Source organism: Acidithiobacillus sp. (assembly GCF_027322205.1).
In the GTDB taxonomy this organism is placed as follows: Bacteria; Pseudomonadota; Gammaproteobacteria; order Acidithiobacillales; family Acidithiobacillaceae; genus Acidithiobacillus.
In genome coordinates, this window is record NZ_DAHVHY010000008.1 from 28,340 (window position 1) to 51,280 (window position 22,941).

Below are 22,941 nucleotides of genomic sequence, written 5' to 3' on the forward strand. Positions count from 1 at the left end.
CCTAGTGTGCCGTCTGGGCACTGGCCATTACCGGCTGCACCACCACCTGCGCGCCACCTTGCTTTTGGCGGTAATCCTCCACCGCGGCCTTGATGGCGTCTTCCGCCAGCACGGAGCAATGGATCTTGACCGGAGGCAACTCCAGCTCTTCGGCGATATGGCTGTTCTTGATGGTCATCGCCTCGTCGAGGGTTTTGCCCTTGACCCACTCCGTCACCAGCGAACTGGAAGCAATAGCCGAACCACAGCCATAGGTTTTGAATTTGGCATCTTCGATAATGCCCTGCTCATTGACCTTGATCTGCAGACGCATCACATCGCCGCAAGCTGGTGCGCCGACCATACCGGTACCGACACCACGGTCATCCTTGTCCATCGCCCCCACGTTGCGGGGATTTTCATAATGATCAATTACTTTTTCGCTGTATGCCATGACTATGCTCCTTTTGTAAGGGCCTTAATGCGCAGCCCACTGAATACTATTGAGATCAATACCTTCCTGATGCATCTCCCAGAGGGGAGACAACTCCCGTAACTTATCCACCTTGCCGGCGATCAGTTCGATGGTGGCATCGATTTCCTCTTCCGTCGTGTAACGACCAATACCAAAGCGGATGGAACTGTGGGCCAACTCATCCGATTTCCCCAAAGCGCGGAGCACATAAGAAGGCTCCAGGCTGGCCGAAGTACAGGCCGACCCGCTGGATACAGCAATTTCCTTCAGCGCCATAATCAGCGACTCGCCTTCCACAAAGGCAAAACTGATATTGAGGTTGTGCGGCACCCGGTGTTCCATATTGCCATTAATATAAGTTTCTTCCACCCGTTCCTGAATACCTTGGAGCAAACGGTCGCGCAACTGGCGGATACGCTTGGCATCGCTCTCCATCGACTGTACGGCCAGTTCGGCTGCCGCACCCATGCCGACAATCTGGTGGGTAGGCAAAGTCCCGGAACGCATGCCGCGCTCGTGGCCGCCACCATGCACCTGGGCCTCGACCCGCACCCGGGGCTTACGCCGCACATAGAGGGCACCGATACCCTTGGGACCATAAATCTTATGCCCAGACAGGCTCATCATGTCTGCCTGGATGGCTTCCACATCGACCGGAATCTTGCCCAGGGCCTGCACGGCGTCCACATGGAACAAGACCTTGTGCGCGCGCAGCATCTTGCCGATGGCTTCCATGGGCTGGATGACGCCGATTTCGTTGTTCACATACAGCACGGAAGCAATGATGGTATCCGGACGAATCGCCGCCGCAAAAGCCTGCAGATCGACCAGACCGTCTTCCTGCACTTCCAGATAAGTGATTTCAAAGCCTTCACGCTCCAACTGGCGGCAGGTATCCAGAGTCGCCTTGTGCTCCGTGCGCAAGGTGATGAGATGCTTGCCTTTGCCGGAATAGAAATGCGCCGCACCCTTGAGGGCCAGATTGGTTGCCTCCGTCGCGCCTGAAGTCCAAACAATCTCACGGGGATCGGCATGAATAGCATCGGCCACCTGCTGGCGCGCCTTTTCCACCGCTTTTTCCGCCGTCCAGCCGTAGGGATGGGAACGGCTGGCCGCATTACCGAAATCATGGGTCAGAAAAGGCAGCATCTGTTCCAGAACCAGCGGATCCACCGGCGTCGTCGCCTGATAATCCAGATAAATGGGACGATCCGGATTGATCAGCAACGGCTGCTTGCTGTTCAGTTCAATGATCTTGGATTGATTCATTTCCTGCACCTCACGGTCTTAAGCGGTTTTATGCGTTGTACGCATAGATGTTCGGTCGGTCATTCGGATCGGTGCGTTTAGCATCGACTCCTTGTGCAACTGCTTCGCCACCAGTTCCCCGAGGGTTATTCCTCCGAGAAACTCAACGATACGATCTCCTAACTCTTCCCACAGGTCATGAGTCAGACACTGCTGCCCGTCGCCCTTACAACACTGCTGCGGATCACCACCACAGTGGGTCGTGGTGATGGACTCATTGACGGCCTGAACGATCTGCGTCAAAGGAATTTCTGAGTCCGGCATGGCCAGCCGGTAACCGCCGCCCGGTCCGCGTACGCTTTCCACCAGTCCATAACGCCGCAATCGTCCAAAGAGCTGCTCTAAATAAGCTACAGAAATCTGCTGACGCTGCGAAATGTCGGCTACCGTTACCACGCCACCGCGCTGATTGAGCGCCAGATCCAGCATGGCGGTCACCGCGTAGCGTCCTTTCGTCGTCAGTTTCATGTCCGGTGCTCCTCTGTGCCACATCCTACTATCTATACTAAATTAGTCAAGTATTACCCGGACGAGTTCCATCGCTTTCTGGTGCATCATCATCCAGCACACAGACGATCTCCTCCACGGGCATCATGGTCTCTAGCGGCTGCAGGCGCTGCAAACCATCCCGCAGTTGTGCGATCTCCGCATCCTGGCGATGCATGTGTTCCAGCATGCACTCCACCGCGCGCGCCACGGGATCCGGCATCTGCCCGGTCAAGCCATAGGCCTCGAAGTTGTCCGTATGCTCACCCTTATTGACGACCCGCCCAGGGATACCCACCACTGTGGCCCCCTCCGGCACCGATTTGACCACCACGGCGTTGGAGCCAATCCGTGCATTATTGCCGATGGTGATGGGTCCCAGCACCTTGGCACCAGCGCCGACAATGACGCCATGACCCAAAGTCGGATGGCGCTTGCCCGGTTGCCAGGAGGTGCCACCCAAAGTGACACCATGATAGAGCGTACAATTGTCACCAATCTCCGCCGTCTCGCCAATCACTACGCCCATACCATGATCAATGAAGAAGCGTTCGCCGATCTGCGCGCCTGGGTGGATCTCGATGCCCGTCCAGAAACGGGAAAGGGCCGCCAGACTGCGCGCCGACAACCGCCAGTGGTGACGCCAGAGGGCATGGGCAATCCGATGCAGGAACAGGGCGTGAACACCGGGATAGGTGAGCAGAACCTCCAGGCGGGTACGCGCCGCAGGATCGCGCGCAAAGACCGCGTCGAGGTCACTCCGCCAGCGTCCGCCCATAGTCTCCCTCCCTTATTGCTGCCTTGACCACTGCCCCGCCCCGCCCCGCATTAAAGACTATCCTGATCCTTTTTGTCCACTTTAGTAGCCCAGCGTGTCATTTCCGTGAGCATGCCACGCAGAATGTTCACTTCATTCTGACTGGGCGCGGCGCGATCAAAAAGGCGGCGCAGGCGGCGCATCAGGCGAGTTTCGCGCACGGGTTGGAAAAAACCCGTACAGCGCAGCACCTGCTGCAAGTGGCCGTAAAATCCCTCCATCTCCTCTGCGGGGGCGGGCTTTTCACGCACCACCGGGGCGGTCTGCGGGGGGCGCAAGACCAGCGCCGCCAGATGGAGCTCATAAGCCAGGACCTGCACCGCCTGCCCCAGATTCAGGGAGTGATATTCTTCCGCCGTCGGGATATGCACCAGCACTTGACAACGATCCAGCTCGGCATTAGTCAGACCCGTCCGCTCCCGACCGAAGAGCAAGGCACAGTCCCCGTTGCCCAGATCAGCCAAAATTTCCCCCGCCGCCTCCCGCGCGGTGCTGACTGGCCAATGGATACGGCGATCGCGGGCGCTGGTGCCATAAACCTTGTGGCAACCCTGCAAAGCCGTATCCAGATCAGCGCAGACTTGCGCAGACGCCAGAATATCTTCCGCTCCGGAAGCGAGGGCCGTAGCCTCCGGGTCGGGGAAAAAGCGCGGTTTGACGAGCACCAGTTGACGTAGCCCCATCACTTTCATGGCCCGCGCCGCCGCACCGATATTGCCGGGATGACTGGGTTCGACGAGAACAACACGTAAACCCTGCAAAGACCTCCTGATCATGTCCGTAGCCCTCGTCCGTGCGGCCACGGCCATTCTCCTTTATACTGGTCCAATTCCGACTCATCCTCGCACAAGGTTCCCATGCAGCATCCTATTCTCGTTACCGCCATTCGTGCGGCCCGCAAAGCTGGCGATATCATCAACCGCAGCTTCGACCGGGTCAATGAAATCAGCGTCACCGCCAAGGCGCACAATGACTTTGTCACGGATGTCGATCAGCGCGCCGAGGCCGCCATCGTCGAAATCGTGCGCCGCGCCTATCCCGATCATGGAATTCTCGCCGAAGAAGGCAGCCGCATCTCCGATAAAGACTTCGAGTGGATCATCGATCCCCTGGACGGCACCACCAACTTCATCCACGGCATGCCGCAGCTCTGCGTCTCCATTGGCGTCCGTCATTTCGATCGCCTGGAGCACGCCGTCGTTTATAACCCGGTGCATGACGAACTCTTTACCGCCAGCCGCGGCGGCGGCGCCCACCTCAACGACCGCCGCCTGCGCGTTGCCCAGCGTAAAGATTTGGACGGGACCCTGCTCGGCACCGGTTTCCCCTTCCGCGACTTTTCCTACCTGGACACCTATCTCGCCACTTTCAGGGCCTTCATGCTGAAGACAGCGGGCATTCGCCGACCCGGCTCGGCGGCGCTGGACCTCGCCTATGTTGCGGCCGGACGTTATGACGGCTTCTGGGAATTCAACCTCAAGCCCTGGGACATCGCGGCCGGTGCCCTGTTAGTGCAGGAGGCGGGCGGCGTCGCCACCGACTTCAAGGGCGATCAGGGTTATCTCCAGAATGGCAATATCGTCGCCGGTAATTTACGGATTCACGCCCAGATGCTGCATATCATCAGTCAGGAGATTAACCAGCCGGCTTCTTGATCCTAGATCACTCGTCATCAGACGAGTAAGGTCCTGCTCGTACAGATCAGTATCAGGGTGTTCGTGCTGTCTTGCCATAGCCCTGGTCATGCCCAAGGGACCCCCGGATGCACTCCAGAAACAACGCCGAGGCCCTATTGATCATAGTCAGGTTGGGTTTTTTCGAGACCCCATCGATAGGAATGGCAGCCATCGCCTCCTGGTAGCGAAGATAGGCTTGGGCTATGGGGGTCGTGCCCAAACCCAGGCGGGAGACATGGCTGGTTACCGGGCTGATGGCGGCAATCTCTGAAAGTATGGATTCGGAAACTCCGGGGACCTGCATCAGAAGCAGATTCACGGTATCGCTGAAACGCAAATGACAGGCGTAGAGTCCGAGCGGCGATTGCGGTCCATGATAGGGCGTCGGGGTGTACGCCTGGAGCCAGGACAGCATTTCCGTAGCGGGCATGGGCCGCGCGATGGCGTATCCCTGCGCCTGTGGTACGCCGAGGGCACTCAGGGCATCCAGAATTTCCGGCGTCTCCGCGCCCTCCGCCACGAAATCCACTCCCAAGCCCTGAGCGAGACCCAAGACGCTATGCACGAAATGCAGATTGTCCGGCCGTTGCGCCAATTCCCGCACGAAGCTCTGGTCGAGCTTGACCATGTCGATCGGTAGTTCCTTGAGCCGCAGCAAAGAGGAGTAAGCACTGCCAACGTCGTCAAGGGCGAGACGCACGCCGGTAGCCTTGATTTCCAATAGCTTTTGCCGGGCACCGGTGATAGATAAAAAGTCCCCGTATTCCAGTATCTCCAGCGTGATACGGGCAGGATCGATCCCGCTCGGCCCGACGGTTTCCGCCAGACAATGCAAACAGGCGTCATGGGTGAGGAGTTCCGGTTCCGCATTGACGGACACCGCGAGAGGAAACCCCTCTTTTTCCCAGGCGGCCACATCCTGCAGCGCTTGGGCGAGAACAGCCTGGGTAAGTGCGCGACGCTCGTCTATAGAAAGGAAAGTCAGGAAATGGGCGGGGGCAAGGATTTCACCAACGCCGTCCATCAGGCGCGCCAACGCCTCCACGCCCACTACTTGGCCACTTTCGAGATCAATGATGGGTTGGTAATGAACGCGCAAGCCTCCCGCGGCAAACAGGGTGCTCATACTTTGCCGAAGGACAGTCACGTCCACGTCCGTATCGGCGTGATAATACGCCCAGAATCGCTGCCGATGCCTCTTCGCTTCCTTGATGGTGTAGAGGGCATGGTCCGCATGGCGCAGCAGCAAGTCGGGATCGCAGTCGTCGAAGGGATAGAAGGTCAGCCCCAGGCTGCCGCGCACGGTCACGCTATCCCCGCCAGGAAGAACAAAAGGCGTCTCGATGGCCCATTGGACCCGGGCGAGGACCAGCTCCAGGTCGTCCACGCTTCTCAGGTCTTCAAAAACGAGGACGAACTCGTCACCGCCGAGGCGTACCGCGAAATCGGTCTGCCGCAGGGCCTTCTGGAGACGGTCGGCGAGCGTGGTCAGCAGAATGTCGCCGGCGGCATGGCCGTATTGGTCATTGATGGGTTTGAAGTCATCGAGATCCAGCATGCCGACGGCCAGTATTCGCTCATGGCGGAGCGTACGGGCCATGGCATCCGCCATGCGCGGGGACAGGGCGGCACGGTTGGGCAATCCGGTCAGGAGATCATGGTAGGCGAGCCAAGCCTGTCGGCTATGCTCGGCATCGAGGTGCGCCCGGAGATCGAGTTCGTCGAGGCCATGGCTGAGGAGCCGGGCAATTCGCGCCAGTAGCGCCAGAATTGCTTCATCGAAAACCCCGGGGCGATCGGCAATGATCACGAGGACACCCCAGATCACCCCCTGGCGATAGATCGGAATGGCAGCGGAAGCCCGCCAGTGGTGCCGTAAAAACTGATCGTGCAACAATGCCAGAGAGGGATCCGCCAGATAATCGTTGCTATAGTGCAGACGCCCGCTACGCCAGGCACGGGCGGCAAGGCTCTGACCCTCCGGTGTATCCGCCACGGTCAGATGGATGGAGTCGATAGTCTGGGCACCGCGTCCTGCCGTAACGAGATACTTCATGACCCCTTCTTCGTTGGGATGGCCAACCCAGGCAGCGGTGAAGAGATGGCTGATGGCAAGACGTCGGCAGGTTTCCCTGAGAAGGTCCCGCTGGTTATGCGCGCGCAGCAGGATATCCCCCTCCGCCATGAGGGCGTGATACAGAGCGTTGAGCCGTTCGAGGGCTTCCCGATGGCCAATTTCTTCCGCGATAAGATGCAGCCGCTCCATCGCGAGCCCCAAGACCGCAGCGAGATGCGCAAGAATCATCTGCTGATCGGGGTGCCCAAAAAAGCCCCGCTCCCGGCTCAACAGCGCGAGAACGCTCCGACTCCGTCCGCCGGAGTCAACCAGGGGGATGGCGGCATTGGAATTCCAGCCAAAGGGCCGGGCCGGTTCCCGCCAGGGCCGCATGGAAGCGTCGTCGACCCAGTCCGGAGTGACCTGCACCTTCTCTGTTCGCCATGCGCGCCCGGCAGGACCCTGGCCTTGGGGCGTGTCATCGACGGTGATCGTAACGGTCGCGACATACTCGGCCATACCTGCTCCGGCAGTCGCCGTAATGACCATCTTGCCAGTGCTGTCCGGACACCCGAACCAAGCGCCGTCTACACCACCTTCCCGAATGAGGAAGTCCATGATCTGCGGGATCATCGTTGCTTCGGAGTCCGCGCCGACCATCAGATAATCCAGGTGCAGGAGTAGATTCCGGACACTACTGGAGCCCTCGGCATAGCCCTCAAGCTGCCAGGCCAGATCCTGCAGCAGGCGTCCCACCAACAAAGCGCGCAGGGGATGGCGATCCCTTGCGGCAATTTCGGGCCGATCTACCTGCTCCAGAAGATGGCGCCAATACAAGGTGTAGCTGTCAGCCACCCAGGATGGCAACACACCGTGACGATAATGGGTCCGGCCTGCCAGATGGGCGTTCTCGCGCCAGGATGTCTCCATCTCCGGATCCAGAAGCAGACGCAGATGGCGCGCTTGCGCCGCGCGCAAGTGTTGATAACGTTCCGGGGAAAGCCGGTTCAACACCTGCGCACGCTCGGGAATAGCCTCCAGCGTCCTATAAAAGGCCACAATGAAGGCTTCGACACCTGTCGCCAGGAACTGGTAATAACTGGCAAGAGGGTCGGTGGAAAGGGCTTGTTGATTCATGAAGTCCCCCAATGAGGCGAAGTCCTACAATAATTTAGAGCGCGGCGGCGCGCGCGGGGATGAGCCACCCTGCCAGCGCGGTGGGGTCTGCAAAACAAGCCGCAGCACCGCTGGCACCCAGGCGTTCCGCGCTGTGTACGCCGCAAAGCACACCCACCGGCAAGACCCCGGCGGCCACGGCCATTTCCATGTCATGCACGGTGTCGCCCACCATGATGGCGGCGGCGGATGGCAAGTTGTAGTGCTGCAGCAGTTCGCGGAGCATCAGGGGATCGGGTTTGGAGCGGCTTTCATCGGCACAACGACTGGCGCTGATGCAGGCGGCGAGACGGGGGTGCTCGTCCAGCACCCGATCCAGGCCGCGGCGGGCCTTGCCGGTGGCCACGGCGATTTCATAGCCGACATCGGCAAGTTGCACCAGCGTGTCTTCCACCCCCGGAAAGAGGGGCATTTCGCGGACCGGCGTGCCGAAAAAGCACTCCCGGTAACCCCTCAGAATCCGTTCCCGGGTAGGCTTATCGGCATCGGGGGCGAGGGCCGCCAGGGCGTCTTCCAGCCCCAATCCGATGATTTCCTGGTACTGCAGTTCACCACGATCCGCCAGTCCTGCATAGGCAAAAGCATGGGCCAGACAACCGCAGATGGTAGAGATGCTATCCATGAGGGTGCCGTCCCAATCGAAAATGATCAGTCGGCAATCATCAGGGGGCAGAATCATCTGGCAGATTCCTTACGCAATTGGCTCAGAATGGCTTGCAGATCAGCCGGCAGCGGGGCCTCGATGTGCATGGGCCGACCGTCCTGCGGGTGGCTGAAAGCGATCAGTGCGGCGTGCAGAAAAAGTCGCCGCAGGCCCAGGGACCGCAGACGCTGGTTGAAGGCCGCATCGCCGTATTTCTCGTCGCCCGCCACTGAATGCCCGACGGCTTGCAGGTGGACGCGAATCTGGTGCGTGCGCCCGGTATCCAGATCCGCCTGCAGCAACACCGCACCCGGGAAATGCTCCAGTGGCAGAAAACGCGTATGTGCGGCCTTACCCCCCACAGGGTCTATCCGCACCATGCGCTCGCCGGACTGTAGGGTGTTCTTGCGCAGGGCCAGCCGCACGGAACGCGCCTTCCCCTGCCAGTCACCGGCCGCCAGCGTCAGGTAACGCTTCTCCATGAGGCCTTCCCGCAAGGCTTCGTGGAGGGCGCGCAGCGCCGAACGTTTTTTACTCAGTATCAGACAACCGGAGGTGTCGCGGTCCAGGCGATGCACCAGTTCCAGTTCACGGGCATCGGGCCGCAACTGGCGCAACGCCTCGATGACGCCCCAACTCAGGCCCGATCCCCCGTGCACGGCCAGCCCGCTGGGCTTGTCCAGCACCAGCAGATGGGCATCTTCGTACCGGACAGCGGCTTCCAACTGACCCTGCAGGTAGGTGGGCAGTACGGCAGGATCGCTGGGCTCCGCCATCCGCACCGGCGGCAAACGCAGTACGTCGCCCTCAGCCAGATGGTAGTGCGGTCGCACCCGTCCCTTATTCACCCGCACTTCACCACTGCGCAGGATTTTGTAGATGTGGGAGCGCGGCACGCCTTTCATCACCCGCAGGAGGAAGTTATCCAGCCTTTGCCCCGCTTCCGCATCGCTTACCAGCCATTGCCGCACCCCGTTTTCTGCCATGTTTACCCTGCCGCTGCGCTTTTCATTTGCGATTCTATTCTTTTATGGCTTATATTTCGACTTGGGATGCTGCGCTTCTCGGAGCGCGACCCCAATTTTAGCACCGCCGGGCAACCCCCGCCGGTCCCAATTACAAACGCTGCGCTCCCTGACGGACCCTTCCGGGCTTGCGGGTTGAGCGCCGGAGAAAGAAGAACTTATGAAACGGATGTTGATTAATGCTACCCACGCAGAGGAGTTGCGGGTGGCTTTGGTAGATGGTCAAAAACTCCTCGATCTGGACATTGAACGCGCCTACCGGGAACAGAAAAAAAGCAATATTTACAAGGGCCGCATCACCCGCGTCGAACCTAGTCTCGAAGCCGCCTTTGTGGACTACGGCGCCGAACGGCACGGTTTTCTGCCCCTGAAAGAAATCGCCCGGGAATATTTCCTGCAGCAGGAACCAGGTCGCAAACGCATTCAGGATCTGGTGCGGGAAGGCCAGGAAGTCATTGTTCAGGTAGACAAGGAAGAACGCTCCAGCAAAGGCGCGGCACTCACCACCTTCGTCAGCCTGGCCGGACGTTACCTGGTGCTCATGCCCAATAACCCGCGTGCCGGCGGCGTCTCCCGGCGCATCGAGGGCGACGACCGCACCCAGATCCGCCAGCACCTGCAACTCCTGAACATCCCCGAAAACATGGGGGTCATCGCCCGCACGGCGGGGATTGGTCAGGAACTGGAGGCCTTGCAGCGCGATCTCGAATATCTCAAACAAATCTGGCAGGCCATCGTCGATACAGCGGCACCGCGTACCGCCCCCTTCCTGATCTATCAGGAGGGTAACGTCGTGGTCCGCGCCCTGCGCGATCATTTCTCCGAAGATTTCGGGGAGGTGTTGATCGACGAGGAAGGGGCCTACAACGCTGCGGTGCAATTCATGGGCTCCATGATGCCGAAGATGGTGCATCGCCTGAAGCATTACGACAACGACGTGCCCCTCTTCTCCCGCTATCAGATTGAACAGCAAATTGAATCGGCCTTCAGTCGCGAAGTGCGTCTGGAGTCGGGGGGCGCCATCGTCATCGACCATACCGAAGCGCTGGTGGCCGTCGATGTGAACTCGGGCCGCGCCACCAAGGGTCAGGATATTGCGGAGACCGCTTTCCAGACCAATCTGGAAGCCGCTGAGGAGATCGCCCGGCAGATTCGCCTGCGTGATCTGGGCGGGCTCATCGTGGTCGACTTCATCGATATGGAATCCCCCAAGCACCAGCGCGAAGTGGAAAACAATCTCAAGGAAGCCCTCAAGCTGGATCGGGCCAGGGTGCAGTTGGGGCGCATCTCCCGCTTTGGTCTCATGGAAATGTCCCGGCAGCGTCTCGGCGCGAGTCTCGAAGAAGCTTCCTCTGAGCCCTGCCCGCGCTGTAACGGTACCGGTCAGATTCGCGGTTGTGAAGCCACCAGCATGCACGTTCTGCGCTTGCTGTATGAAGAATGCATGAAAGCCGGTGCCGCCGAGGTAGAGTGTCAGGTGCCGGTGGATGTGGCCGTGTATCTGCTCAACGAAAAACGCCGCCCGATTCTGGAACTGGAAGCCAAGACCGACACTCGCATCCTGATCATCCCCACGCCGGATATGGTCACGCCCCATTATCAGATCCAGCGGACCCGCGTGGAAGGGAGCAGCGCCCGGCCAGCACCAGTGGTCAGTAGTGACAACAACACCCTGCCCGCACGCCCCAGCCGCCCGACCAATGAATCAGCGGCGTTGAGCCCGTTGACCGCGCCACCGCCGCCGGACATATTACCCCCTTTGCGCACGCCACCAGCGCCCAGTAGCCCGAAGGCCAAAGCGACTGCTAAAGTCGTTCCGCCGGAAGAAGGTATTCTGGCCCGACTGGTGCGGGCGCTGGTATCCCGCTATGTACCGGTTGACGCGGCAACGTTCCTGGCAGAGACCAGCGGCGCTGAGCTGCCTGCGGGTATGGAGCAGGCCAGCGAGACGAGCGCCGATGCCCAAGAAACCGGCAGCGAAGACCGCAACAGTCGGCGCCGACGCCGTGGTGGACGCCGTGCGCGTGCCCGACGCTCCGCCCAGGGCGTAGAAAATGGCGCAGAGCCCTCCGCTCCGGGTCCCGGAGAGACCCATGAGGAAGCGCACGTTCCGGATCAGAATAACACGCTGTCGCCGGATGCTGACGAAGATCCACACGTTCCGGAAGAACTGGTCTACCCCGGCACCGTACCCGCCGCCACCGACTGGCATCGGATGCTGGTCCCAGCGACGACACAGGCCCCAGTCACAGAACAGCTCAGCGACAGTGATCCGATACCGGAGCCCCCCACCCACGATACCGGACGGCGACTGGTGCAGAAGGCAAAAAATCAGCCCGCACCAGAACACGAGCACGTTCAGGAACCGGTCAACAAGGCAATGCAGGAATTCATACCGATTACAGCGCAACAAGAACCCGTGCAGGGCGACTTACTGGCTGTGGCGGCGACAGAACATCAGAAAGCCGTGCCAGTTGCCGTTCCCGATGAAGCCGAACAGCAGTCTTTCCCGCTGGACGAAGACTGAGAAACTAATCAGTGCCCGGATCGGGCGGGGTGGTAGTGCCCTCATTCCCGCCGCCATGTCGTGCCTCCGGGACCATCTTCGAGGATGACTCCGGCGGCTGCCAATTCCCGCCGGATCCCATCGGCACCGGCAAAATCGCGGGCCTGCCGCGCTGCGGCGCGCGCCGCGATACGCTCCTCAATCCAGTGGGTATTCGTCTCATCGCCACGGAGAAAAACCTCTGCCTCTTGTTGCAGCAAACCCAGTACGCCCGCCAGCTCACGCAATAAAGCAGCCAGCGGTGCAGCAACTTCGCTGCCCTCATCCCGCAGGCGATTAATCTCGCGGGTCAGGTCAAAGAGCACGGCCAGAGCCGCTGGCGTATGGAAGTCATCACTCATGGCGCTATGAAAACGCTCCCGCCACTCGGCACCCAACTCCGCCACGATCTTGCGCCCAGGCACCCCGCGCAGGGCGGTATAGAGCCGGGTGATACCCGCCCTGGCCTGCTCCAGCGCCTCTTCCCCATAGTTCAGCGGGCTGCGGTAATGGCTGGACAGGATGAAAAAGCGCAACACCTCGCCCGAATAGCGGGGCAAAAGTTCTCGTACCGTGAAGAAATTATTCAGCGACTTGGACATTTTCTCGTCGTTGATGCGGACAAAGCCGTTGTGCATCCAGTAATGGGCAAAAGCACAGCCCGCGCCCTGTGACTGGGCAATCTCATTCTCGTGATGGGGGAACTGCAGGTCCGCACCGCCGCCATGGATATCAAAAACACAACCCAAGGCATCGGCGGACATCGCCGAACACTCGATATGCCAGCCCGGCCGCCCCTCACCCCAAGGAGAGGGCCAGGACGGCTCGCCGGGCTTAACCGCCTTCCACAGGACAAAGTCCAGAGGATCGCGTTTGTCCTCGCCAATATCCACCCGCGCGCCCGCCGTCAGTTCGTCAATGGATTTGCCAGACAGGCGCCCATACTCCGGGAAGCTACGCACCGCGTAGTACACATCCCCGTTGGCTGCGGCGTAGGCGTGTCCTTTAGCAATCAGTGTGCTGATGAGGTGTTGCATGGCGCCCACATGCTCCGTCGCCCGCGGTTCCAGATCAGGGTGCTGGCAGAGCAACGCCGCCTCATCTTCGTGCATGGCGTCAATGAAACGCGCCGTGAGCGACTGGATCGACTCGCCACGCTCCCAGGCCCGGCGAATGATTTTGTCGTCGATATCGGTGATATTGCGGACGTAAGTCACCTCGTAACCGCGCTCGCGCAGATAGCGCACCACCGTGTCAAAGGTGACCATGACCCGGGCGTGGCCAAGATGACAGAAGTCGTACACCGTCATCCCGCAGACATACAGTCCCACATGATTAGGGCGCAGCACCTCCAGCGGAGTTTTACCGCGGCGCAGGGTATCATAGAGGGTCAATACCGGCAGGGTGGTCATCTTTTTTTCAGCCTCGAGGTTCAGGAGCATTGGGCAGCGGCGCGCAGGCGATCCAGCGCACGCGCTGCGCCGATGAGGGGGAGGAGCGCCGCCAATTCCGGTCCGTGGGTGCGTCCGGTTAGCGCGGCACGCAGGGGCATGAACAGCGACTTACCGCGCTGCCCGCTTGCTTGCTGCAGGGCCTTGGTCCAGAGCCGGTAGTCGCCACCTGCGACCTGCAGCGTCGTCTGGGCGACGGACCAGAATTCAGGACCAACATCGGTGATAGCCTCAGCGGCTTCTACGTCCATTGTGGGGGTGGCAAAACAGCGCTCGGCCCAATCCAGGGCATCGGCGGGCAGCACGATATTGGCGCGCACCGCGGCGACAAAAGGCATTTCCCGCCCCGTCGGCACTTTGTCCTGCAGATGGGGTGCCAACCAGTTCCAGACGGCGGCATCGTCCAGCGACTGTACCGCTTCGTGCTGCCAATGCTGCAACTGCACCGCATCAAAATGGCCGGGTGCCTTGCTGATCTGGGTCAGCGCAAAACCCTGGGCCAACGCCGTATTGTCCAGAAAATCCGTCGCGGTGTAGTGGTGACCAAGGCGCGCCAAGTAGTTGCGTACCGCCGCTGGCAAATAGCCGTGATGCTGCAGATCGCGCAGGCTGGTGGCCCCGTGGCGCTTGGACAGGGGCTGGCCGTCGGCACCCAGCAATAAGGGCAGGTGGCCGTAGTCCGGCACCGGCAAACCCAGCGCCCGCATGATCAGGATTTGCCGAGGGGTATTGGTGAGATGGTCCTCACCGCGCAGGACCAGAGTCACCCCCATCAGAGCATCGTCGACGGCATTGGCAAAGAAAAATGCCGGACTGCCATCACTGCGGCGGATGACAAAGTCCCCCAGATCAGCCAACGCATACTGACGCTCGCCCCAAACCAGATCGGGCACGCTGAGGATGCCTTGGTCGGGAATATGGAAGCGCAGCGTGGGTCGCATGCCCGCCGCCTCCCGCTCGGCCCGCGCCTCGGCGCTGAGATGCCGACAGCGTCCTCCATAACGTGGTGCTTTCCCCGCCGAGCGCTGCACGGCGCGCTCGGCGGCCAGCTCATCGGCGCTGCAATAGCAGGGGTAAGCCTGTCCGGTCGCCTGTAAGCGGGCATAGTACGTATCATAGAGGGCCAGACGTTCCATCTGCCGGTAAGGGCCGTGATCGCCGCCCCGGTCCGGGCCTTCGTCCCAGTCAAGGCCAAACCATTGCAGGTCTTCCAGCAAGGCCTGCTCGTAGATCTCGGGGGAGCGATCCTGATCGGTATCTTCCAGACGTAAAATGAATGTACCACCCACGCTACGCGCCGCCAGCCAGGCAAAAAGGGCGGTGCGGGCGTTGCCAAGGTGCAGGTAACCGGTGGGGCTGGGCGCGAAGCGACTCTTGAGATTCATGGTGGTATAGTATTGCGCCATCGGCTGCGTCGCAATGCAAAAGCCGGAACAGACGTATTTCGCAAGGTGCATGTCAGCCTGCATTTTGCGAAATACTCTTAAAATACGGAAAGAAACGGCATGGCTCAAGCTAAGACCCCCGGTGTGCGCGCCAAGCAGCCCAAGCGCCACCACTATGGCCGCTGGATTGTACTGATCATCCTGTTGATCCTGATTAATATCGGGATCGGCATCAGCATTTACGTCTATCGCATCTGGCAGACCCTGCCCCCCGTTCATGAACTCAGTGAATGGCATCCTGACGAGCCTCTGCGGATTTACGCCGCCAATGGCACACTGCTGCAGGAAGTGGGTCCACAGATGCGCTATGCCCTGCCCCTGGATCAGATTCCGGTCAAGTTGCAGGAGGCTTTCATCTCCGCAGAAAATGCACGCTTCTTCAGCGACAACCCGCTGTATTATCCGGTCAGCTATCCGGGGATCCTCCGTGCCGCGCTCGTTGATTTAATTCACATGGCACCGGTGCAGGGTGCCAGCACCATCCCCGAGCAGGTGGCCCGCAACTTTTACCTGACCCCGCAAAAAACCATCTCCCGTAAGATCGCGGAAATCCTGCTGGCCTACAAGCTCGCCGACCACTTTACCCATCGACAGATTCTTGAGCTTTATCTGAACAAGATTTATCTCGGGCAAGGTGCCTACGGCGTGCAGGCAGCAGCCCGGACCTACTTCGGAAAAGGCGTCAGCCATCTTACCCTGGGAGAGATGGCCACTATTGCGGGGCTTCCCCCGGCACCGTCCGTGTTGAACCCCGTGGTCAATCCTGATCTCGCCAAAAGGCGCCGGGCTTATGTGCTCAAGCGTCTGGAAAATCGTGGGTATATTTCTAAAAACGAAGAGGCAAAGGCCAACGCCGAACCTATTCGGTCGCGCTATCATGCGGCGGCCAGCCATGGCGCCCCCTATGTCACCGACTGGATCGCCAACTGGCTCACCCAGCAATTTGGTAGCGATTTCACCTACCGTTCCGGGCTCAAGGTATACACCACCATCCTCCCACGGGATCAGGAGGCAGCCAATCAGGCGGTGGCCGTGGGCCTGGAAAATTACGCCATGGGGCTCTCCAGTATGGACCCCAAAAGCTACCGCGGCCCCATCGCGCGCCTCAGCGGGAGGGCGCTGGAGACGGCCCTTGCGGGCAAGCGGCCTGATGCGTTGCCGCCCCATGACCCGGCCAACCTCAAATGGGGCGTCGTGGTCAGTGCCGACGCCAAAAGCGCCACAGTGGCTCTGGAAGGCAGGAAGAATGTCACCCTGACCCTGCGCGACGTCAGTTGGGCACGCCCCCGCTATGGCGCTCCCAGGCCGCGTTTGGTGAATGCGGTTCTGCACAGCGGTGACTTGGTCTGGCTGCGCCCTTATGTACATTCGGTTACGGCGGGGGCAGGTCAGGAATGGGGTGCCAATGTCTGGTCCTCCGCGGGCAAAAATGGCGGCTGGCAGCTCTCACAGATCCCCCACGTACAAGGTGCTCTGGTAAGTTTGGACAGCCGCACCGGGGCTATCCACGCCCTGGTGGGTGGCTTCAGCTATGAACTCAGCCATTTTGATCGCGCCGTTTTTGCCTACCGGCAACCGGGCTCCGGCTTCAAGCCCTTTGTCTACGCCGCCGCCATGGATGCGCCAGCGCTGCTGGCATCAGGCAGGAACAGTTATATGACGCCACAAACGCCGATTCCGGATACCCCCCTGTCCATCACCCTGCCGACAGGACAGGTCTATGCGCCGACCAACTACAGCAACCAGTTCTCCAATACCCCGATCCCGGTGTGGTCGAACCTGGCTTACTCTCATAACGTACCCAGTGTTCGCATTCTCATGGACATCGGCATCCCTTATGCAGCGCAGTATGTGCAACGCTTTGGTTTTCCGGCCAGTCAGGTACCGCAAGTCCCTTCCATGGTGCTCGGCGCGGGAGATTACAGCCCCTTACAGTTGGCCCGCGCCTATGCGGTCTTCTCTAGCGGCGGCTTTCTGCCCAATCCCTATCTCATCACCAAAATCGTGAATAGTCGCGGCACGCAAATCTCCCTGCTCAACTGTCCCATGGGTTATGTACCACCCGCGCAACAAACCGCCATTCCGCCGGGTGTTGCCTATTTGCTGACCGAGATGATGCAGCAGGTGATCAAGATCGGGACCGGCGTCGCGGCCCAGAGCCTGGGGCGCAATGACATTGCGGGCAAAACCGGCACGACCAATCACGAAAATAATGCCTGGTTTAACGGGTTTAGCCCGCATATCACCACCAGTGTCTGGGTGGGTTACGATGACAACCGCACCATGGGTCGCTGGGCTGCGGGGGCACGTGAGGCACTGCCCATCTGGATTCACTTCATGCGGACCGCCATGGCGGGCAGCCCTGCTACCGGCTTCTTCCGGCCACCCTCCGTGACCGGCCCCACCATCAGCGACGGGAGTGATGTCATTGGCGTCAGTGATTATCTGGCGGGCTACCCACCCATTGCTGCACCTACCGCTTCTGCAGAAAGTGGCGCAGGAATGGACCTTGGCGACAAACTCTTGAACACCATCAAGAACCTTTTTTGATACCGTCGAAATCGGAAGGTGGTGTTATTTCGCGTACTGGAACCCCGCCATTTCGAGTTCCGGCAACGTACCGACAATGCCGGGCGTGAGGATGACGCCGGGAATAAGGTGGTTGGTGAACTCAGCCGCCATCTGCGAATGCGTGAGATGGTCGGGATTATCGCCTTTGGCGTGGAGACCCATGGTCAACTCCCAAACCTCATTGTGACAGGCCAGAAAGACGGCACCACGTTTCTGCAGGACAACGATACTGTTGTCATGGGGAGAAAAAACGCCATCGGGATCATTGAAGTCCATGGGATTTGCCTGGGCGTCTGCAGTCTCCAGGATGAAGGCATTGGTCTTCTGTTTGCCCTTGGTCAGTTTAGCAAAGCGGTACTTCTCCCAGATATAGTCGTCGTACAGTGCGAGATGCGCGCTGCCATGGGTCGCGGACACCGCCAGGAAATTGGGATGCCGGAATGACCAGATCTGGGTGTTCATGGCATTGCGCATGAGATTCAGCCAGGGGCTCTCCAAGGCCGTATTGTCCCACACCTGTTTCGGTGCACCGGAATAGCGCAACACCTCATCGAGGGCCTCGCTATCCCATTGGTCAGGGCTGGTCAGGATCATCGGCACCGTCTTGAAGTCACGTCGCCGGGGGGCTGCGGCCAAACGATCGCTGAGATCCTGGAGGGTGGTCGCGCCGCCGACCAAAAGTGGAGCAGCCGCGCCACGCATCGTGGCGGCCAATCCGGTAGAACTGGCCCCCATGGCCACCGCGCCGATACCAACCCCCAGTAGCGTACGTTTCATCGCATCTCTACGCCCTATATATACATTTTCAGGTTTCACTTGCTTTCTCCCCTTAATATCAGACGGAACTGCACATAAAATGGCGCGGGCGCCAAAGGATAAAATGACAAAGGGTACCCCATCAGGCCGCGGCTTGAATCCCTGTAATCAGACCTCGAGTAAACGCCCAATCCATCGCGCTTTGCAAATCGAATGATTCGTTGACGAGCGATCCGACTTGCACAGCAACATCCACCGCCTCGGAAAGCACCGCCTTTTCCCGCAAGGCAAAAAGCCAGCGCCACAGAACGGGCGATATGGTTTCAACAGTTACCTGGTGCTGATCCCGATAAATGGCCACTGCCGCGGCCTCACCATGCGTCAAGGCCGATTTGGCATTCAGTTTTTCCTCGGGAGTCCCCTGAGCGGCGACCCAGAGCTTTGCGACGGGATAGGCGGAAATCAGCAGTTGCAGCGACGGTGCGAACCGGATCCGCAAATTCGGCCACTGTTCCAAACCGATCTCGCCCAGAGCGGCTGGCAACGCCGTGTCTTCCTTAGCGCTCGACAGGGCAACACCCCGTGCCCACTCCAATCGCGCGACATCTGCCAGATAAGGATATTGACCGATCTCCGGACGGCTTTCCAAAAAGTGTGGAAGCTCTTCGCCATACTCTTGCAGATTACCACTGGATGATGGATGACATCGGCCATAACGCAAGGCCAGGTTCCGAAAATAGCGAATGCCCACCAGTGCGCCCACCGCAGGATAGGTTGTCTCGAGTGCATCGCGCCACGCGAGATGGACCTGATTGTGGTAAATCCACAGATGACGCTCGGCGGCCAGAGCGTCATCGCGAACCCAGGACGATGCCCCTGAAAAATCAGACTGTGTCAGGGCACGCGCAAACTGTTCCTGCGATAGCTTTAGCGACACGAGGGGCCTTCCTGCATGAATAACCGGGCACGTTGCGCCTCATCGACCAACTGCTGGAGCGCCGGGAGATTGGCATCCCGCTCGATGAGGGTGGGACGGGGTCCCGCGCGGTCCAGAATGCGACGATACAGCGCCCAGACATCGTCTGAGACGGAGCGGTCATGGCTGTCAATCCAGACACTACCGTCCCGGAATTGGTTGAGGTGGCATCCGGCCAGATGGATTTCCTCCACCGCCGAGAAACGGATTGTATCCAGGAAAATTTGCGGATCCTCGCCATGATTTCTGCTGTTGACATAGAGATTGGTGACATCCAGGAGTATCCCGCAACCGGTGCGATCCACCAAGGCATTCAGCAGGTCGGCCTCGTTGATCTGGTCCTCTTTATAGCGCAGATAAGCGGCAATGGGCTCGATGAGTATCGTGCGACCGAGGACGCTTTGCACTTGTTCTATGTGATCAGACACCCGTATCAGCGTTTCCCAAGTGAAGGGCATGGGGAGCAAGTGGTTAAAATGCGCCCCCTGAAGCCCCGTCCAACAGACATGTTCAGAAACCACGAAAGGTTCTGAATGCACGACAAGCTCCTGCAGGGAACGGACATGCCGGTCGTCCAACGTGTCATTACCAAGGCCAAGCCCTACTCCATGAATACTTACCGCATAGTCCTGACGCAGGAGATCCAGATCTGCACGGGCAGGACTCCCCGCGTTAAAGTAATTTTCGGCATGTATTTCAATAAAATCCACAGACGGCCGGAGTAACCTCCACACCTCATGCTGGGCTACCCGCAGCCCAATGCCAATACGCGTTCGATCAGGAGCATTGGCATCGTTTACTGCGCACGTTCTTTGATCCACTTGGCTGCTCCGGCAAAATATTCAGCGGCGGACCGGTTATAGATCTCCGCTTCCCGCAGCATAGGCACGGCTTTGATGGCGGCCCGCCTGGCGGCCGGAAGCGCCATGATCTTTTTGATGTGCGCCGCCGCCGCGGCCCCAGGTATAGCCGTCCCTCCGACTTCCGTACAGACCCCCGCCGGCATCCAGACATAAGCGTCGGGATCGTGCGCCTGCGGTGCCGTTCCAGCGCAAGAGCCCGTCGCGGTCAGGCAGTCGTTCTTATGTACCGCATTGACGCCCCAACAACGCACCCAGCCCTGATGCCAGGCCTGAGTCGCCGTGGCGGCCTGCGCCGCATTGCCAATTACCAGGCCGGCACCGCCGGTGAGTGCAAACACCGCTGCCCGTTTTACCCAACTGAGAGAGAGTGGTTGTTCCATCATGATCGTTACTCCTTCTATTTCCGGTGAATCCGCGCCCAAACCACGACGCTGCATCCATGAACAACAGCGGCTAATGGTGGCTTTGTTTTGCCCCTTTTACCGCCTCTGAAAAATACTCCGCCGTGGATTGGTAATAGAGCCGGGCATTGTGTATGGATATGTCGGCCAGCGTTTTATGCCGTTTTTCCGGAGTCATTTGCATCACCGTTTGCAGCGCCGAGTCAGCACTCAAACCAGGGATGGCACTGCCGCCTATCTCCTTGCACACACCCACAGGCATCAGCACGTAGGCATCAGGATCATGCGCCTTGGGATCGTGGCCAATGCACGATGTCGTACCGGTCAGGCAATCATTCTTGTACGCGGCATTGACACCCCAGCAGCGCACCCAACCCTGGTGCCATGCCTGCGCTGCGGTGGCGGCCTGCGCTGTACGCTCTGCCGTGGAGTGGGCCAATACCCCGGCCAGGGCCAATCCGCCGGCCATCCGGAACCAGTTTCTTGGCTGCTGTATATTGCTCATTTATGTTCTCCGCCCTCATGTCAAGCATCAACCAACCACCCAGGATGGTTTCATAAATACCACAGCACTGCAATATTCTTCAACAATTGTTTCCAACAAGATGAATACATCAGTTATGTGAGAAAATTATATAAAAGTAATATATTGTAGGTCCTAAAATTTAAGATCGCTGACTAATGTCACCGCTTTTAATCAATCCAGTTGTCTCCCCAAGCCGGTACCGGTAGTATATTGAGCATCCGCGTGAGGCGATCATGGTTAGCGACGTGCCTGACTGAAGCGATGCGCGGTTTCCACGTTCGTTACCGGAGTTCCAACGCATGTTTCCCAACAAAGCGGCTTGCGGGGACGATTGAATTTGAAAACCACCCTGAAAATTCCTGCATCTCTCACCCGTCCCATCACTATGCCGCCCTACCGGTGGACCATGTTTCTGGTCTTTTGGGGGACGTTAGTAGGGGTGTTGGCTTTTTCCGGGGGGTATGCCTGGCTTTCCTGGCATCGTTATGAACAAAACAGCCAGTATCGTCTGACGCTGGAATCCGACATGGTCGCGACCATCGCGCAGAAACTGCTGGACGGCCACGCCTCCGGGCTCCAGTTTTTGGGGGTGCAATTACAGCGGGCAGACGCACTGCATCATCCCCGCCGCGCCCGGACGCTCCTGCTGGACTATCAGAAGGCCACTTCGGAGATCGCCAGCGCGAATCTTATCGCCCCGAGTGGGCAGGTCATCGCCTCCACGGCGGTACCGGCGGGGCAGCCGCTGCCGGATTTTCGTAATGATCCGGCCATCTGGCCCGGTTTTCAGAAAGTCTTACAGACCCCAGGCATGCGGGTCTACCACCCGCTCCAAGGGCCATTGGTGGGTCATTGGGTCATCCGCCTGAGTCATACGGTGTTTTCCTCGACGGGGAAACCCTTGTTTGTTATAGCCACACCGCTGCGCTTTCGTGGTATTGAAGACTTCCTGAGCCACCTGCCCTTGCGCCCGGAAACAGCTGTCGGTCTGATCCGGAGTGACCTTTACATTGAGGGACGCTGGCCCATACCCCAGGGTAATCTCTCCGGGATACTTTCCCATCCCCCACGCGCGGGCGCCTTGCTGCATGCCCTGCAGAAGAACCCCCATGCACGTCAAGGATATTATGCGGGCTTCGTCACGGTGGGACAGACCTATCGCTTTGGGGCCTTTACGCGTCTGAACCATTACCCATTAGCCGCCTTCGTTTCCATCCCCAGGAATCAATGGCTGGCCGCCTGGTGGCGACGGCATATCCAATACCCTCTGGTCTTTCTGATCATCGCTTTGGGGTTCAGCCTAGCGGCTTATCGACGCATCCTCGGTGATGACTTGGCTCGCCAGGAAAGTCTGCAAAGGGAGCGGGAAGGCAACGCCTTCAACGAGGCGTTGCTGAACACGCAGTCGTCCGGCATCACCGTTACACGCTTTCCAGAAATGATTGTCGAGCGGGTGAACGGGCGGATGCTGGAAATGTTAGGGGCCTCTTCCCAGGAGGAGATTCTCGGGCACCCGGTACGGGAGTTCTACCTCAATGAAGAAACCTACGATCAGGTCACCATGGCGAAGCAGAAGAGCCTCAGCGAAGGCCACGCGGCACTCAAAGATGTGCCTTATCGCCGTCTGGATGGAGAGATCATATACATGGATCTTTCCGTTCAACGGATGGACGGCACGGATGGCGTGCAGCGCATACTTGGCACCCTTGTGGACGTGACGGAGCGGCATCGATTGATGTGCGAGCTTGCGCGGCAATCGCTCTCCG

General features: G+C 59.4%; 19 protein-coding genes. 4 read left to right on the top strand and 15 right to left on the bottom strand.

Annotated features, from left to right (window positions below; all coding sequences use genetic code 11):
* Position 1: 1 nt before the first annotated feature.
* From iscU to M7F93_RS02640, 5 genes are read right to left on the bottom strand one after another with little or no spacing between them, the layout of a single operon-like run.
* Positions 2-433 (bottom strand): Fe-S cluster assembly scaffold IscU, encoded by a 432-nt coding sequence (gene iscU, locus M7F93_RS02620; RefSeq protein ID WP_298168614.1) that lies wholly within the window; start codon positions 431-433, stop codon positions 2-4.
* 24 nt (positions 434-457) lie between these two features.
* Positions 458-1,723: an IscS subfamily cysteine desulfurase gene (locus M7F93_RS02625; RefSeq protein WP_298168617.1), complete on the bottom strand. Its 1,266-nt coding sequence runs from the start codon at positions 1,721-1,723 to the stop codon at positions 458-460.
* Positions 1,724-1,741: 18 nt separating this feature from the next.
* Positions 1,742-2,230 (bottom strand): Rrf2 family transcriptional regulator, encoded by a 489-nt coding sequence (locus M7F93_RS02630; protein WP_298168620.1) that lies wholly within the window; start codon positions 2,228-2,230, stop codon positions 1,742-1,744.
* A gap of 46 nt (positions 2,231-2,276) precedes the next feature.
* A complete protein-coding gene (gene cysE / locus M7F93_RS02635; RefSeq protein WP_298168624.1) occupies positions 2,277-3,026 on the bottom strand; it encodes a serine O-acetyltransferase in 750 nt (249 codons plus the stop codon).
* 50 nt (positions 3,027-3,076) lie between these two features.
* Complete coding sequence (locus M7F93_RS02640) at positions 3,077-3,868, bottom strand: RNA methyltransferase (RefSeq protein ID WP_298168626.1); 792 nt, start codon at positions 3,866-3,868, stop codon at positions 3,077-3,079.
* Positions 3,869-3,922: 54 nt separating this feature from the next.
* Here M7F93_RS02640 and M7F93_RS02645 point away from each other — a divergent pair, with 54 nt between their 5' ends.
* Entirely contained in the window at positions 3,923-4,720 is a 798-nt protein-coding gene (locus M7F93_RS02645; protein ID WP_298168629.1) for an inositol monophosphatase family protein, read from the top strand.
* Positions 4,721-4,772: 52 nt separating this feature from the next.
* Here M7F93_RS02645 and M7F93_RS02650 read toward each other — a convergent pair whose 3' ends face one another.
* From M7F93_RS02650 to rluC, 3 genes are read right to left on the bottom strand one after another with little or no spacing between them, the layout of a single operon-like run.
* Positions 4,773-7,934: an EAL domain-containing protein gene (locus M7F93_RS02650; protein ID WP_298168632.1), complete on the bottom strand. Its 3,162-nt coding sequence runs from the start codon at positions 7,932-7,934 to the stop codon at positions 4,773-4,775.
* Positions 7,935-7,968: 34 nt separating this feature from the next.
* A complete protein-coding gene (locus tag M7F93_RS02655; protein ID WP_298168635.1) occupies positions 7,969-8,652 on the bottom strand; it encodes an HAD family hydrolase in 684 nt (227 codons plus the stop codon).
* The gene (rluC, locus tag M7F93_RS02660; RefSeq protein ID WP_298168640.1) at positions 8,649-9,602 is read right to left on the bottom strand and encodes a 23S rRNA pseudouridine(955/2504/2580) synthase RluC; all 954 of its coding nucleotides are present in this window, start codon (positions 9,600-9,602) and stop codon (positions 8,649-8,651) included. Before rluC ends, M7F93_RS02655 begins: the two co-directional genes overlap by 4 nt.
* A gap of 199 nt (positions 9,603-9,801) precedes the next feature.
* Between rluC and M7F93_RS02665 the strand changes: the two genes are divergently transcribed.
* Complete coding sequence (locus tag M7F93_RS02665) at positions 9,802-12,168, top strand: Rne/Rng family ribonuclease (RefSeq protein ID WP_298168643.1); 2,367 nt, start codon at positions 9,802-9,804, stop codon at positions 12,166-12,168.
* Positions 12,169-12,209: 41 nt separating this feature from the next.
* Here M7F93_RS02665 and cysS read toward each other — a convergent pair whose 3' ends face one another.
* Positions 12,210-13,598 carry a cysteine--tRNA ligase gene (cysS, locus tag M7F93_RS02670; RefSeq protein ID WP_298168646.1) on the bottom strand — a complete coding sequence of 463 codons (1,389 nt, stop codon included), beginning with the start codon at positions 13,596-13,598 and terminating at the stop codon, positions 12,210-12,212.
* Between the two features lie 20 nt (positions 13,599-13,618).
* Positions 13,619-15,094, bottom strand: coding sequence for a glutamate--tRNA ligase (gltX, locus tag M7F93_RS02675; protein ID WP_298168649.1), 1,476 nt, complete (start codon positions 15,092-15,094; stop codon positions 13,619-13,621).
* 48 nt (positions 15,095-15,142) lie between these two features.
* On the opposite strand from gltX, the gene M7F93_RS02680 reads away from it, so the two are divergent.
* Positions 15,143-17,632 carry a penicillin-binding protein 1A gene (locus M7F93_RS02680; protein ID WP_298168652.1) on the top strand — a complete coding sequence of 830 codons (2,490 nt, stop codon included), beginning with the start codon at positions 15,143-15,145 and terminating at the stop codon, positions 17,630-17,632.
* 24 nt (positions 17,633-17,656) lie between these two features.
* Here M7F93_RS02680 and tetH read toward each other — a convergent pair whose 3' ends face one another.
* The 5 genes from tetH to bufA1 (M7F93_RS02705) form a co-directional block, all read right to left on the bottom strand.
* Positions 17,657-18,430 (bottom strand): thiosulfate dehydrogenase, encoded by a 774-nt coding sequence (tetH, locus tag M7F93_RS02685; RefSeq protein WP_298168655.1) that lies wholly within the window; start codon positions 18,428-18,430, stop codon positions 17,657-17,659.
* A 121-nt stretch (positions 18,431-18,551) separates the two neighbouring features.
* Positions 18,552-19,346, bottom strand: coding sequence for an HvfC/BufC N-terminal domain-containing protein (locus M7F93_RS02690; protein WP_298168661.1), 795 nt, complete (start codon positions 19,344-19,346; stop codon positions 18,552-18,554).
* Entirely contained in the window at positions 19,337-20,206 is an 870-nt protein-coding gene (gene bufB / locus M7F93_RS02695) for an MNIO family bufferin maturase (protein ID WP_298168663.1), read from the bottom strand. Before bufB ends, M7F93_RS02690 begins: the two co-directional genes overlap by 10 nt.
* The gene (gene bufA1 / locus M7F93_RS02700; RefSeq protein ID WP_298168665.1) at positions 20,182-20,631 is read right to left on the bottom strand and encodes a BufA1 family periplasmic bufferin-type metallophore; all 450 of its coding nucleotides are present in this window, start codon (positions 20,629-20,631) and stop codon (positions 20,182-20,184) included. The genes bufB and bufA1 (M7F93_RS02700) overlap by 25 nt, the downstream gene beginning before the upstream one ends.
* A 70-nt stretch (positions 20,632-20,701) precedes the next feature.
* Positions 20,702-21,154 (bottom strand): BufA1 family periplasmic bufferin-type metallophore, encoded by a 453-nt coding sequence (gene bufA1, locus M7F93_RS02705; RefSeq protein WP_298168668.1) that lies wholly within the window; start codon positions 21,152-21,154, stop codon positions 20,702-20,704.
* Positions 21,155-21,512: 358 nt separating this feature from the next.
* Here bufA1 (M7F93_RS02705) and M7F93_RS02710 point away from each other — a divergent pair.
* Positions 21,513-22,941 (top strand): PAS domain S-box protein (locus M7F93_RS02710; RefSeq protein WP_298168671.1); only part of this gene is annotated, 1,429 nt, incomplete at its 3' end.

Bases quoted from the DNA above. Each gene is read 5' to 3' on its own strand.
- iscU (WP_298168614.1), bottom strand. From the start codon at position 433: ATGGCATACAGCGAAAAAGTAATTGATCATTATGAAAATCCCCGCAAC.
- M7F93_RS02625 (WP_298168617.1), bottom strand. From the start codon at position 1,723: ATGAATCAATCCAAGATCATTGAACTGAACAGCAAGCAGCCGTTGCTG.
- M7F93_RS02630 (WP_298168620.1), bottom strand. From the start codon at position 2,230: ATGAAACTGACGACGAAAGGACGCTACGCGGTGACCGCCATGCTGGAT.
- cysE (WP_298168624.1), bottom strand. From the start codon at position 3,026: ATGGGCGGACGCTGGCGGAGTGACCTCGACGCGGTCTTTGCGCGCGAT.
- M7F93_RS02645 (WP_298168629.1), top strand. From the start codon at position 3,923: ATGCAGCATCCTATTCTCGTTACCGCCATTCGTGCGGCCCGCAAAGCT.
- M7F93_RS02650 (WP_298168632.1), bottom strand. From the start codon at position 7,934: ATGAATCAACAAGCCCTTTCCACCGACCCTCTTGCCAGTTATTACCAG.
- M7F93_RS02655 (WP_298168635.1), bottom strand. From the start codon at position 8,652: ATGATTCTGCCCCCTGATGATTGCCGACTGATCATTTTCGATTGGGAC.
- rluC (WP_298168640.1), bottom strand. From the start codon at position 9,602: ATGGCAGAAAACGGGGTGCGGCAATGGCTGGTAAGCGATGCGGAAGCG.
- M7F93_RS02665 (WP_298168643.1), top strand. From the start codon at position 9,802: ATGAAACGGATGTTGATTAATGCTACCCACGCAGAGGAGTTGCGGGTG.
- cysS (WP_298168646.1), bottom strand. From the start codon at position 13,598: ATGACCACCCTGCCGGTATTGACCCTCTATGATACCCTGCGCCGCGGT.
- gltX (WP_298168649.1), bottom strand. From the start codon at position 15,094: ATGCACCTTGCGAAATACGTCTGTTCCGGCTTTTGCATTGCGACGCAG.
- M7F93_RS02680 (WP_298168652.1), top strand. From the start codon at position 15,143: ATGGCTCAAGCTAAGACCCCCGGTGTGCGCGCCAAGCAGCCCAAGCGC.
- tetH (WP_298168655.1), bottom strand. From the start codon at position 18,430: ATGAAACGTACGCTACTGGGGGTTGGTATCGGCGCGGTGGCCATGGGG.
- bufA1 (WP_298168665.1), bottom strand. From the start codon at position 20,631: ATGATGGAACAACCACTCTCTCTCAGTTGGGTAAAACGGGCAGCGGTG.
- bufA1 (WP_298168668.1), bottom strand. From the start codon at position 21,154: ATGAGCAATATACAGCAGCCAAGAAACTGGTTCCGGATGGCCGGCGGA.